General features: G+C 62.6%; 6 protein-coding genes and 2 pseudogenes. 5 read left to right on the top strand and 3 right to left on the bottom strand.

What is annotated here, in order from left to right; genetic code table 11:
- On the top strand, positions 1 to 819 hold the full coding sequence (otnI, locus tag AC0L3N_RS19675; protein WP_473549133.1) for a 2-oxo-tetronate isomerase: 819 nt from the start codon (positions 1 to 3) through the stop codon (positions 817 to 819).
- Positions 816 to 2,093, top strand: coding sequence for a 3-oxo-tetronate kinase (gene otnK / locus AC0L3N_RS19680; RefSeq protein ID WP_473549134.1), 1,278 nt, complete (start codon positions 816 to 818; stop codon positions 2,091 to 2,093). The genes otnI and otnK overlap by 4 nt, the downstream gene beginning before the upstream one ends.
- Before the next feature lie 222 nt (positions 2,094 to 2,315).
- On the opposite strand, the pseudogene AC0L3N_RS19685 reads toward otnK, so the two are convergent.
- A pseudogene (locus AC0L3N_RS19685) lies at positions 2,316 to 7,419 on the bottom strand (RecQ family ATP-dependent DNA helicase).
- Positions 7,420 to 8,297: 878 nt separating this feature from the next.
- Here AC0L3N_RS19685 and AC0L3N_RS19690 point away from each other — a divergent pair.
- The gene (locus tag AC0L3N_RS19690; RefSeq protein WP_473549135.1) at positions 8,298 to 10,382 is read left to right on the top strand and encodes an adenylate/guanylate cyclase domain-containing protein; all 2,085 of its coding nucleotides are present in this window, start codon (positions 8,298 to 8,300) and stop codon (positions 10,380 to 10,382) included.
- A gap of 363 nt (positions 10,383 to 10,745) precedes the next feature.
- Here the strand turns inward: AC0L3N_RS19690 and AC0L3N_RS19695 are convergent.
- Positions 10,746 to 11,722 (bottom strand): annotated as a pseudogene (locus AC0L3N_RS19695) (quinone oxidoreductase family protein).
- Positions 11,723 to 11,820: 98 nt separating this feature from the next.
- On the opposite strand from AC0L3N_RS19695, the gene AC0L3N_RS19700 reads away from it, so the two are divergent.
- Positions 11,821 to 12,243, top strand: a complete 423-nt coding sequence (locus tag AC0L3N_RS19700; RefSeq protein ID WP_473549136.1) for a winged helix-turn-helix transcriptional regulator — start codon at positions 11,821 to 11,823, stop codon at positions 12,241 to 12,243.
- A 68-nt stretch (positions 12,244 to 12,311) separates the two neighbouring features.
- On the opposite strand, the gene AC0L3N_RS19705 is transcribed toward AC0L3N_RS19700, so the two are convergent.
- Positions 12,312 to 12,917: an NADPH-dependent FMN reductase gene (locus AC0L3N_RS19705; protein WP_473549137.1), complete on the bottom strand. Its 606-nt coding sequence runs from the start codon at positions 12,915 to 12,917 to the stop codon at positions 12,312 to 12,314.
- A gap of 91 nt (positions 12,918 to 13,008) precedes the next feature.
- Here AC0L3N_RS19705 and AC0L3N_RS19710 point away from each other — a divergent pair, with 91 nt between their 5' ends.
- On the top strand, positions 13,009 to 13,377 hold the full coding sequence (locus AC0L3N_RS19710) for a winged helix-turn-helix transcriptional regulator (protein ID WP_029350030.1): 369 nt from the start codon (positions 13,009 to 13,011) through the stop codon (positions 13,375 to 13,377).
- Positions 13,378 to 13,597: the final 220 nt, after the last annotated feature.

The following is a 13,597-nucleotide window of genomic DNA, read 5'->3' on the forward strand; positions in this document are numbered from 1 at the left end:
ATGCCCCGCTTCGCCGCCAATCTCACCATGATGTTCAACGAATGGCCGTTCCTCGACCGGTTCGCTGCCGCCGCCGATGCCGGCTTCGAAGCGGTCGAGTTTCTTTTCCCTTACGAGCATAGACCCGATGCGATCGCCGAACGCCTCGCAAAGAACGGTCTTTGCCAGGTCCTGTTCAACCTGCCGCCCGGTAACTGGGCTGCCGGCGAGCGCGGGCTGGCCTCCCTGCCGGGACGGCTCGACGAGCTCAAGGCCGGCGTTGAAACAGCGCTCTCCTACGCAGAGGCGACCGGCGTCAAGCGCCTTCATCTCATGTCGGGGATTGCCTCTCGCGACGACAAGGAAGCTGTCGAGGCCTACCGGAAGGCCATCGTCTGGACGGCCGGAAAACTCGCCGATCGAGGCATCGATCTCCTGATCGAGCCGATCAACAGCCGTGACATGCCGGGTTACTTCCTCAACGACTTCGGCTTCGCAGAAGCTCTTGTCGGCGATCTGGCGCTACCCAATCTCAAGTTGCAATTCGACGTCTACCATCGCCAGATCATGCATGGTGACGTCACCATGGCGCTTCGGCGGATGATGCCGCTCATTGGTCACATCCAGATCGCCAGCGTGCCTTCGCGGCATGAACCGGCGACCGGGGAACTCAATGATCACTTCATTTTCGACGAGCTGGACCGGCTAGGATATGCCGGCTTTGTCGGCTGCGAATACCGGCCGAGCAGCAAAACGCTCGACGGGCTCAGCTGGCTCGCGCCCTATACCGGCGAGCGCCAGCGCCCAATTTCCGGTGCCAAGCGTGGAGTTCTCCCATGACGCTCTCGCTCGGCTGCATCGCGGACGACTACACCGGTGCCTCGGACCTGGCGAACACGCTGGCCAAAGAGGGTCTGCGTACGATCCAGACCATCGGAATTCCCACGGACGACCTGGCTTTGCCCGAAGTCGATGCGATTGTCGTTTCGCTGAAGATCCGGTCGATCGCCGCATCTGAGGCGGTCGAACGTGCCCGTGCCTCTGATCGCTGGCTGCGCGAGCGCGGCGCCGATCATGTCATGTACAAAATCTGTTCCACCTTCGATTCGACCGACAGGGGCAATATCGGCCCGGTGCTCGATTCCTTGCGCGCCGATGCCGGTGAAACAACGGTGCTGGTGACGCCGGCCTTTCCGCAGACCGGTCGCACCGTCTATCAGGGCAATCTCTTCGTCGGAGCGGCGCCGCTCAACGAAAGCCCACTGAAGGATCATCCGCTCAACCCCATGCACGATGCCAACCTGGTCCGCGTTCTGGCTCGGCAGAGTGCTGCGGCGGTTGGACTGGTCGATCTCGCAATCGTTGCGCGCGGCGCCGAGGCGATCGTCGAGCGGCTGGCACGGCTTGCCTCCGATGGGAACGGAGCGGCCATCACCGATGCCGTGTTCGAGAGCGACCTCGAAGCAATTGGCGCGGCGGCGCTTCGTCAGCGATTGTCGATCGGAGCCTCCGGTTTGGGATTAGGTCTTGCCCGCGGCCTGATCGCGGCGGGCACCGTACGTCGCCACGAGAGGACTGCTGTTTACGGCAGACCGGTCGCAGGACCAGCAGCTATTCTTGCCGGAAGCTGTTCACAGGCGACTTTGGAACAGATCGCCAAAGCCGAGCAGACAATGCCCGTCCTGCGGCTCGATCCGGAAAAGCTTATGAACGGGCGGGAGGAGGCCCAGCTTGCCCTCGATTGGGCGGCCGAGCGGATGGCCCGAACTCCCGTCATCATCGCCAGCAGCTCCAATCCGGATGATGTATCAAGGCTGCAAACCCGCTACGGACGCGATGCGGTCGGCCAGGCCATCGAACATTCCCTTGCGGAGATTGCCGAAGGTCTGGTGGAACGGGGCGTGCGTCGGCTGATCGTCGCGGGCGGAGAGACATCCGGCGCGGTCGTCGACCGGCTCGCCATTCCCGCATTTCAACTCGGGCAGGAAATCGTCGCGGGCGTGCCCGTCTTGCACACTATCGGAGCTCGCCACGGCGACATGGTGTTGGCTCTCAAATCAGGAAATTTCGGCGGCGAAAGCTTCTTCGCGGACGCTTTGGCCATCATGGCGTAAGCGCCGTGGCGGCTCTTCACGAGAGCGGACTGGCCGCTTCCGGGACGAAGTTACCGACAAGCGGCCATTCAGTTGACGACCCATTTGCGGCAGTTCGCTCGCCCTCGGTCGAACTCACGCCCATGACCCGACGCCTTTATCCGCCACACACATGTGTCCGTCCTAAGATCGGTGCAGGTCTGCCGACACCGTTCGGGTCAAGATACGACCGCGGGCAAACCGTCAGCCGAATACAAGCTCCGGCAGAACCGCTTCCCAGACATCTCGGTGAAGGTGCACCCGGCACTCTTCCAGATTATCGGACTTGCGCCAGCGCACGATGGCACCGACCTCGCCGCGCAGGAAGCTGAGGCCTTCGGGAGGCGACCAGCTTCTGGCCATGCGTCCGAGGGCCTGCCCTTGTTTGTCCTGTATCATCCAGAGCGGGCCATCGCGCACGATCTGAATCGGATCTCCTGCTTTCGCCGCCGAGATGGCGGCGAGCGAGGGATCGCCCGGCCTGAGACGCCCTGCCCATGACAGGTCCACGGACTTAAGGTTCGGCACTTGGTACAGCGCGGTCGGAAGAGCGACGCCGTCGGCGACAGCCGGCGCGGCTCGGCGCAGCACATGCTCTTTGTCCTGCTGGACGAACGGATGCTGACCTTGAGCAATGATCGCGAGGCTGCGTCGCGCCCGGGTCATGGCGACATAAAACAGGCGGCGCGGCGCATCAGGGTCCTCGCCTTGGGAAGGCTTGTCCCAACCGCCATTCAGGATGACGACATCCTCGAATTCCAGGCCTTTCGATCGATGCGCCGTCAGCAGCAGCAGCGCGCGCTGATCGCTGCGGGCATCATTGGCCCACTCAGCGAACCACTCGACAAGGTCCGGCACGGGCATGGTCTTGTTCGCAAGCTCCTTTGCAAGCGCGGCGATGCCTTCGGCGATCAGATCCGTCCAGCGGTTGGACGGTATTGCGTTCAGCATATCCACCAGATCACGGACGGCCACCAGACGGGTATTATCGCGGCGCAGTGTGTCGATGAACTGCTGCATCTCGCGCAGGCGCCAGATGCTGGGCAGGCTCTCGTTTGCCATTTCCACTGGGATGCCAAGCGTTTCGGCATAGGCCCGCACCGAAGCCAGCCGCCGCCAGTCGCGCGCGATGATCGCGGCGCGCGACCAGCTCCACTCCGGATCAAGGCGCGAAAGCCGGACGAGTTCATCCATCGCGGCCATGGCCTGCGCCACGTCACCGGCCCGGCAGTCCAGCACATGCACTCGCCCTTGCGCAACCGGATCGAGCGCCGCCATGTCTCCGCCGGGCGGCGCTACGCTGCGCTTGCGATCTATGGCAATGTCGTGTCCCGCTTTCATGCGGTCAGCGGCGGGCGCAATGACTGCGTTGGCCGCCGCAATGATATGTCCGGTCGAACGGTAATTCTCGACCAGGAATTGCGGTCGTGCACGATAGTCGGCCTCGAACTGCCGGATGAAGCGGATGGACGCACCGGCGAAGGCGTAGATGTTCTGAGTCGTCATCGCCCACAGCAAAAAGGCTGAGCCGAAGGTCCGGATCGTCCAGGGAGCGGCCCGCAACGGCGGAGATCAGCGCGTATTCCTCAGGGCCGATGTCCTGATACTCGTCCACCAGAATCCAGCGATAACCCTGGATCAGGGTGTCGCGTTGTGCCTCCGCCTCGGGCTTGCTGAGCCCTTCGCCGTTCAACTGGCGCACGGCCTCCATGACGATCCCGTCGAAGTCGTGCGTCGTCTCGTTCGCACTTCCGGCAAAGCTCGCCCCCACCAGCCGCATCGCGAGGGCGTGGCATGTGGATATGGTCACCGCATTCGCGTCATCGCCGATCAGGTGGCGGAGCCGGATGCGTATCTCGGCGGCGGCATGACGGTTGTAAGTCAGCACGAGGATGCCGCGCGAATCCTCGCGACGGACCCGGATGAGATAGGCGATGCGGTGCACCAGAACGCGCGTCTTACCCGAACCCGGTCCTGCCAGGACCAGGACGCTGGTCTGTTCGCGGTCGTCGGCGACGATCTCTTGCTGAACTGGGTTCTTCAGTGCCTCAACGATCGCTTTCCAGGAGGTGCCGGTGGTTTGACGCCGGATCTCGCCGCCCTTGCCGGGCATCCAGCGGCGCAGGAAGGCGTCGCGATCGAGCACGAAGTAGTCCTCGGACAGCCGCAGCGCCTGATCCATCGCGGCAAGGCCCTTTTCGGCATAGGCCGCCATCACATGGGTCTGGATCGTCTGCTCGGCGTAGTGTTCCTCGAGGGGTACAAAATCCTTCGCTGTGAACTGGCCGCCCGAAGGGTTCAGATGGACCGTCATCGCCGGCCGAAAGATCGTCAGCCCCTTGCCTAGCGTCACCACCTCCTGCTCGTGCAGCCACAGAAGTGCGCGGTCCATCAGCTTGGTCATGTCCTGAATGCCGCTGCCGCGCAGCAGGGCATCTCCGGTCAGGGTGGCGAGCAGATCGCCCATCGTAGTTTCGACCTGGATGTCCTTGCCGCGGCTGCCGTTCGGCAGCTTGCCCAGAAGATGCCCCAGCAACAGTTCGGCGCCCTGCTGCCGCAGGCTTGCCGTCTGTTCCAGTGCCTGCCAGGTCCGTTGCAGTGTCACCATCAATGTGTTGCGCGAAGCCTTGCGCAGTCGCAGATTGCCCTTGCCACCATCCTGATCGCGCCCGTCACGGCCCATGCTGCGCAGCAGCTTTTCCACGATGTCTGGTCGCACTGCGCTGTGCCCCTGATTGCGGAGCGCCTGAGAGGTTTCGGCCAGATGCAGGGGAGTGCCTCCGGCACCTTCGGCATCGGGGGCGGCCTCGCGCATCAGCGTGATCAGCGCGATTTCAAGCCGTGCGGCCTGCGCCAGCCGCTGCTGCGAATTCCCCTCGACGGCGACATGGACAAAGACTGTGACCGTCACGTCATTGCGGGCGACCCCGACCGCCTCGAGATCGGCCATTGCCTTGATCAGCATGCCGCCTGTCAATCCGCTGACCCCGGCCAGCTCATCGGTGGAAATGCCATGATCGGGAGGCGCGTTCATCACGTGGCGGGTGATATCCAGAAGCTGCTTGCGACGGGTGCCGGTGATCATGGCCTTGGCCAGGATCGCCTCGACTTCTTCCAGGTTGCGGATTCTAAGGGATGAGGGCAAGACCTGAACTCGGTTTTCGTCGCGGCTCAGGAGCGTGGCCTCTTCCAGCCAGGACACAGCGGTTTTCACTCTCGTGTCGTCGGTGGCGCTGTCGCGCTCGAACTCCTGATCGCGTTCGGCTCGCACGACTTCGCCTGAGGTGGCGACCACGGTGCCGGTCTTCTTCGTCCGCTCGTCCAGCCGCCGCAGGGCCTTGAGGATGGCACCGATTTCGTGCCGGGCCAGGCGCGAGCGCGCCGAAAGCGAGAACTGCCGCTCGACATCCTCGACGGCGAACAGCAGGACGCAATTGGCATGCGCGCGATCGCGGCCCGCTCGGCCGGCTTCCTGCAGGTAATTCTCCAATGACCCGGGAATATCGCCATGCACCACCAGCCGGATATCGGGCTTGTCGATCCCCATGCCGAAAGCGTTGGTCGCGGCGATAATGCGCAGTTCGCCGATGCGGAAGCGTTCCTGAATGTCGCGCTTTTCCTCGGGCATCAGACCGGCGTGGAACCGTTCCGCCGACAGACCCTGCTGTTTGAGGAAATCGGCGACGCGTTGCGTCTCGCTGCGGGTAGCACAGTAGACCACCGCGCCCGAGGCGCCGTCCTGTGGCAGCTTGGCCTCGATCACGTCGAGGATATCGGCCAGCTTGGTGCCGGGCTGCGTCGGCCGGACCTCGAAGCTGAGATTGGTGCGCACCGCGCCGCCGTCCAGCAGCATCAGTTCGCGCTCTAGACGTGATCGGAAATGGTCGCGGATGTCGCGCACCACTTCGGGCTTGGCGGTGGCAGTCAGACAAAGCACCGGGGCAGCAGCTTCATCCCCTACGGATTCCTTGATGAAGCGGCTGATATAACGGTAGTCGGGCCGAAAATCGTGGCCCCATTTCGACACGCAATGCGCCTCGTCCAGCACCCAGAGTCCGATTTCACGCTGGGCCAGAACCGAGCGGACCGAGTTGCTGCGCAATTGCTCGGGCGAGATCAGCAGCATTGCCGCCTCGCCCATACGCACACGGTCCAGCGCATCCTGCCGCTCGGGCATCGACAGCATTCCGTTGACGGTTACGGCCGAGGAAATGCCCGCCCGCGCCATGCCCTGCACCTGATCGGCCATCAGCGCGACCAGCGGCGAGATCACCACTGTCAGCGCCCCAGTCTTGTCGAATTTCGACAGGGCGGGGATCTGGTAGCAGACCGATTTGCCGGTGCCGGTCGGCAGAATCCCGAGGACGCTCGCCCCGCGCATCGCCTCATCGACGATTCGCTCCTGCAGCGGGCGGCCCATATCGTCCACCGGCTCCGCGCGGAAGGCATTGAACCCGAACCAGCGCGACAGCGCGCGGACCGGGTCGTTTTTGTCGCTGCACCAGGCGCAATCCGGGCTTTCGCAATTGGTATCGCGCAGGTGCCGCACGATCAGTGCAGCCTCGCGGAATTGCGCCCGCACCCAGGGCGGCATGACGGAATCCCCGCCCGCGACCAGGATCCAGGACAAAGCATAGGCCATGGGCCATCCGAGCTGCGGGTTCGAAAGGCGGCTCAGCGTCTGCTCGACCCGCCTCTCGCAGGCACGCCCCGCCAGCAGTCGGGAAATCGCTTCTCTCGCCGCAAGAGGACCCGGCGCAGGAGCTCCCCGAACCTCCTGGAACACTGCGTCGAACCCACCTGGGTTTTCCATTCTCGTAGTAAGGAAATGAAAGGCTGCTACGGCATCGGGCTGGTCGGCATTCTGCTGCGTCAAAGCCGCCAGTTGATTGCGCAGCACCTGAAACACCAGTCGCGCATCCATTTCCGGATCGTTGACGTGGCCCACTTGCAGGCGCCCGTCATGGTAGTGCTTGACCAGGTGGTGGTAGGGATTGCGCGGAAATGCGAGCGGATTGAGCCATAGGGTGTCGATCGGCGATCGAAAAATATTCGCGAGTCCAGGCCGCAATGCGACCAGATGAGGCAAGTCATGTCGAATGATATTGTGGCCGAGCAGATGCTCGGCCGCGGCTGACTCTGCTCCCAGACGGTCAAGAGCCGCATCGAGATCGCGTTTCTTTGCGAGGATTGAGGGACGAGCGTCATCACGCACCGCCGCAAAAGCGAAGATGGTAGCGGTTGCAGGATCCACTTCCAGATCGACCGAAACGCAACGCTGCAAAAAGGGTTGGAAAGGCTCAGTCATATTGCAACGCTGTACTCACGGGATGAAACGGTTAGCGATCATGGTCGCGCTCGACGAAAGGTCAACGTTCAACTTGAGCCACAAAAACGTTGCCCGACAGCCACCTATCCAGCTCAGTTCAATAACGCGACCCGTAACTGCGCAGGTTATCGACTAATCCTGATGTGCCTCACAGAGGGTAATGTGCACCTGAGTTCATCGCGCAGCGACAACCATCCGAGAAGCAATATCTGCCAATGCCGCAATCTGGGGGCTATAGCAAACGGTGCTTTGATGCCTAGAGGTGCCGCGAAGGGTTGAGGAGGCTGAAGGTTTCGATTTGAAATTGCTCGCTGCGACTGATGAGAAAGTCGCTCGAACTCGCTGCCCGAGGATCCAGTGCCAGCCAAGCGCGCCATAGTTCCGACAATGGCAGGTTTTGGGCAACGGCGGCAGAGCGACTACTGACCGAGTTGAGGCACATTGCTGCCGGCAGCCTTTGGCCGAGAGCAGACCGGCAGCTTGGAGGCTTGGATTTTAAGAAGCGGACCCTCAGGCTCGCCGCTGGCATCGACGTGATCCGACCCTGCGTCGCCCTTCATCAGGCATTTCCTGCCCGATAGTCGACATTCGCGGCAACCGGCACTGATTACCTTCAAGGGGACGCTGGCGGTCGACTCATTTCGGACCAAGATAGCCGCTGTGCTCTTCTCGCAGATTACGCTGCCCATCTGACGGCGAATGCATTAGCATCTGGCGTTCAGATTGAACTGCCTTGAACAGCGGGAGGCATTATCATCATCGTCGGCAATATGTGCCAAGCACTTCGCGTTGTCGGTTCGAGTTGATTCATGTCTTCTTCCGGCGTGACTAGCTCATCCCGACCCGGTCGCTGGGGCTTGGCTGTAAAGCTGTTTACAACCCTCGTCCTGCTTGGCGCTACCGCAGTGATGGTGACCGGGGTGCTCGGTTACTTCCGCGCCCGCGATGCCCTCGAAAAAGCAGTCTTCGACCAGCTTACGGCCGCCCGCCAGATCAAGGCGCACCAAGTCGAAACCTACTTCCGGACGATCCATGCCGAGTTACGGCTTCTTGCCACCTCAAAGATGGTGGTAGAGGCAACGCGCGAGTTCAGGATCGCGATAGACAAGCTCGATCGGGCTGGCGCGCCGCCTGAATTTCGCCAGAAGGTCGGCGATTGGTACGCCGAGAACTTCATCCCCGAAATGACGCGAATTCTGGGGAGGGAACCGGCCCTGTCAGATTATCTGCCGGTCGGCGGCGCGCCCTACTATCTGCAGTATCACTACATCGCGGCAAATCCGAATCCGGGGGAGCGCCGCAAGCTTCTCGACGACGCCAACGACGGCAGCGAATACACCAAGCTGCACGCCATTTATCATCCCCTGATGCGGGCCGCAGCTACAACGGTTGGTTTCTTCGACTTCATGATGGCCGACCCGAAGTCGGGTCGCCTGATCTACACTGTCCAGAAGGAAGTTGACTTCACCACGTCCCTCCAATTCGGCCCCTACCGTCGCTCCAACGTAGCCGCCGCCGTCGCCCGCTGCGCGGAGACCGCCGATCGATCGGCCGTCTGTCTCGAGGATTTCGCTCCTTATGCGCCATCGGGCGGCGCACCTATCGCCTTCATGGGAGCACCGGTGATCGACGAGGGGGTCGTCATCGGCGTGCTTGTCGCACAATTGTCGAACGAGGAGATCGACAACGTCGTCACCGGCGGTCGCCGCTGGCGGCAGGAAGGGTTCGGCGACACGGGTGAGGCCTATCTCGTAGGACCCGATCATCTGGTTCGCTCCGGCCCGCGGGCATTCTACGAGAATCAGGAGGGCTACTTCGCCGAACTCAAGTCCGTCGGCACATCGGACGAGGAGATCGCTGCCATTCAGCGTTACGGAACGCCGGTGCTGCATCAGCGCGTCGACACCAAGGCGACCCGGGCTGCACTCGCCGGTGTCGAGGGCACGGGCGAGATTATCGGATATCGGGGTGTGCCGACGCTCGCCTCTTGGGGACCGCTCGAGATCCCCGGCGTCAAGTGGGGCCTGGTCGCCAAGATCGACACCGCAGAGGCCTTCGCGCCGATCGCCCGGCTCCGCCAGGATCTGCTAATCGTCGGGGGGCTGGCGCTGCTGGTGGTGGCCGCCACCGCCGCGTGGCTTTCGCGTGCGCTGCTCGGACCGCTGCGCGAGCTCACCGCCGGCGTGAGACGCTTCGCTGCCGGCGACTACGGGGCCAGCGTGCCAGTTCGCACGCGTGACGAGATCGGCCAGCTCTGCTTGGCCTTCAACGGCATGGTCGCGGATCTCAGCCAGAAGAATGTCGTGATCGAGAACAAGAACCGGGAGAACGAGGAGCTGTTGCTGAACGTCCTGCCGGCGCCGATCGCCAACCGGCTGCGCGGTGGCGAACATAGTATTGCCGACGGCTTCGCTGAAGTAACGGTCGCCTTCGCGGACCTGGTCGGCTTCACGGCGCTGACAGCGGAGATGCCGCCGCAAGAAGTGGTGACGTTTCTCAACGGGCTATTCACGCGTTTCGATGTCGCCGCCAATGATCTCGGCATCGAGAAGATCAAGACGGTGGGCGACGCCTACATGGCGGTGTGTGGTCTGCCCGTGCCGGTGGCCAACCACGCCGAGCGCATGGTCCGCATGGCCATCCGCATGGTCCACATTACCCGCGAGCACGCTATGGAGCACAACGTCTCGATGAAGCTCAGGGTTGGCGTCAATAGTGGGCCGGTGGTGGCCGGCGTCATCGGCAAGAGCAAGTACATCTATGACCTGTGGGGCGATACGGTGAACCTCGCGAGCCGAATGGAATCAGGCAGCGTCCCCGACGCGGTCCAGGTGACGCGCGCGGTCTACGAGCAACTCAAGGACCAGTTCGTTTTCGAGCCGCGCGGCGCTATAGAAGTCAAGGGCAAAGGGAAAGTAGAAGCTTGGCTCTTGAGGTTGTAGAGTCGTTGTCCGGTTATGGGCGTACGTGGTCGGTTGGGGTCGCTCAGACTTCGGATGGTCTGATGAGGCTCGGGAAGGTCCGGTCGGGTGAAAAGCTGCGGTTCGTCCCGTCCATAATGGCAGACGCATCCAGCGATAGCTGAGTGGTTACTACGTCCCAACTGTTGTAACGGTTCGATTTCGGCGACGTGAATGTCCTCTTCGAAGAAGTGTCCGGAATGTCCGCCTCTGGTGCGACCGCGACCTCCCGCGCGGTCGCCGGTAACGTCCGCTTTAAGGCAGTGGCCGAGCTAGCTTCAATGGCCGATATCAGGCGCAAAGCGGACGGGTTCCACGATTGGCCTGTGCGCAGTTAATCGACTCTCAAGGTATCAGCACGACCTTGCCGGTCGAGCGGCGCTCCTCCAGCGAGCGGTGCGCTTCGTTGGCCTGGTCGAGCGGGTAGCGGCCGCCTTGCGTCACGGCAACCTGGCCGCTGGCGGCCAGGTGAAAAAGCTCCGACAGGCTGGTCCTGAGGCCATCGGCAGAGAGCAGCGGCAGCAGGGCAAAACCTCGCAGGGACTGGTTTCGGGTGATCATCGCTTCCAGTTCCGAGGCGCCGATCGCGTATCTGCCCAGCGCTGCAAAAACCAGCTCTCCGCCAGGCGCGAGAGCCTGCAGCGATGCCGCCGTCATCGAGCCGCCGACAATGTCGTAGATGATATCGACGCCGGCGCCGCCTGCCGCTTCCCGTACACGCATGGGCCAATCTGACATGCCGTAGTCGACCGCGGCATCCGCTCCAAGCGACAGGGCAAGATCGAGCTTGGCCCTGCTGCCGGCGACCGCGATCACGGCGCTGGCGCCTTGGCGGCGAGCTGGACCAGCAGGGACCCGACACCGCCCGCGGCTGCAGTGACCAGCACCGACTTGCCGGCGGGCGGGCTTTGCCGCAGCAGATGAAAAGCCGTCAGTCCCTGCACCATCAAGGCCGTGGCGTCTTCGAATGAGAGCGCGTTGGGCATAGGCACGGCCAGCTTTGCGTCCATCGTCACATAGTCGGCATAGCCGCCAAACGGGCGCTTCGAAGCGAACAGCGGCGCCGCGACGCGTCTCCCGGTCAGCGAGGTGTCCGCGCCTTGACCAAGCGCCTCGACTGTGCCGGCAGTCTCGACGCCGAGAACCATCGGCAATTGCGGCGTCACCGCGTAACGATCCCCGCGCATCAGCACTTCGAAGAAATTCACGCCGGCCGCATGAACGCGGATCAGCACCTCGCCTGCTTGCGGCAGCGGCTTCGGCATCTCGACAACATCCAGGACGTCGGGACCGCCGAAACGGTTCAGTTGAATGGCTCTCATGGCATGCACCCCATCGCTATGGCATCGGCTGCTGTTTGCCACTATCTGCCTGATCGCGACTACACACTCATTTGTCCCCTGCTGACCAAGAGGTGACCATGGCCAAGCCGACTAAAAGGGGGCCGACCAAGAGGCTTCCAACCAAAAGACTGCCGATGCTGCCGGCGGAACGCGCCCTGAAGGTGATTTCGGGCCGATGGAAGGCTGTCATTCTCTACCATCTCTTCGATGGACCCCGGCGGCTGTCGGTGCTGAAGACGCTGGTGCCTGATATCACGCAGAAAGTGCTGATCCAGCAGCTTCGCGAAATGGAAGAACACGGCCTTATCAGACGCGAGATCTTTGCCGAAATTCCCTCACGCGTCGAATATTCGGCGACGCGCCTCGGTCTCAGTCTCGAGCCTATCCTTCTGGCGCTCTGTGAATGGGGCCAGCACCATGCGGATGAGCTTAACGAAATGGACCGCGTTACCGATTGCATCATCAGGCCACGGCAGGCGCGCCAGCCAGCCATCGCCTGAACTGAACAAAAAAGGGGCGACGCAAGCGCCGCCCCGGAATCCTTGGGAGGATTGTTCTGGTCTGCGGTTCAGGCCGCCTTGACTTCATCGGCCACCGCGTCGGCTTGACGCGCCGCCTTCAGCACTTTGGCCCACCATGCAACGTCGTTGACCAGTGCAGTCGCCGCCTGATTCAGGTGCTCGAGCTCCTCGAGCTTCTTTTCACCTTGCCGGACGGCAAGGAAATCGCCCCAGGCAATATGGACGGCGGACTTGACCGGCGCCATCTGCAGCTCGACCGCATGCAGCCTGAGCTGCTCGACGGCACGCGCGCCACCGACGCTGCCATAGCCGACGAAGCCGGCCGGCTTCTTGTTCCATTCATTGGCGGCGTAGTCGATCGCGTTCTTCAGCACGGCGGTCGGGCCATGGTTGTATTCGGCGGCGGTGAAGATGAAGCCATCGAACTCGGCGACCTTCTTCTGCCAGCGCTGCGCCACCTCATTTTGCGACGGCGCCCAGGCGGACGATGCGACCTCGTCGAAAAACGGCAGCGGGAAGTCGCGCAGATCGACCACTTCGACGTCGATGTCGGCATGCGACTTGGCGATCTTGGCGATCCACTGGGTCGGAACGTCGGCAAATCGTGCGGCGCGGGTCGAACCGACGACAATAGCGATTTTGGGTTTGGACATAGAGGGGCTCTCCTTGCGGGAAAAACTGGTATCGTTTGGATACCTGAGCTATATGAGATACTGCCAGCGCGACGCGCAAGGAGGCACCTTTTTGTTACCAAGGCACCCGCACCGCACCGAGGACTGCCGCGCCATCTCGGAAATCCTGCAGCGCGTCGGCGACAAATGGACCGTACTCGTCGTCGGCAAGCTCGGTGACGGGCCGCTGCGCTTCAACGAATTGCGCAGCGCCGTCGGCGGCATCTCGCAAAAGATGCTGACCACCACATTACGCGGGCTCGAGCGCGACGGGTTCGTCACCCGCACCGTGTTCCCGACCATTCCGCCGCGCGTCGACTACGAACTGACCGACCTTGGTTACGAGCTTCTTGTGCCGGTCGGTGCGCTCGGCGAATGGGCGCGCAAGAACACCGAGCGGGTCAAGGCCGCGAGGGCGAGGTTCGATGGGATTCATGCCTGAAACTCTTGCGCTGCAAGGGTTTGCGCACGGCGCGTAGCGTAGTCTACGGCTGCATCTGCATCCCGGCCCGCAGACGGCTTTCGATCCGCTTCGATTTCGGGCCCGATTGACCACCTTGCCGTCGATGGCGCAGGCCGCCCCTTTGCCGCAATTGCTCACGCTCATCGCGCCGGTGTGGTAGGTCGTTGCAACGCAGATTCCGCACCCTGATCACTTGCCG

The organism is Mesorhizobium sp. WSM4807 (assembly GCF_055811615.1).

Coding starts and splice junctions, on each gene's coding strand:
- AC0L3N_RS19700 (WP_473549136.1), top strand. CDS start 11,821: ATGGCCAAGCCGACTAAAAGGGGGCCGACCAAGAGGCTTCCAACCAAA.
- AC0L3N_RS19705 (WP_473549137.1), bottom strand. CDS start 12,917: ATGTCCAAACCCAAAATCGCTATTGTCGTCGGTTCGACCCGCGCCGCA.
- otnK (WP_473549134.1), top strand. CDS start 816: ATGACGCTCTCGCTCGGCTGCATCGCGGACGACTACACCGGTGCCTCG.
- otnI (WP_473549133.1), top strand. CDS start 1: ATGCCCCGCTTCGCCGCCAATCTCACCATGATGTTCAACGAATGGCCG.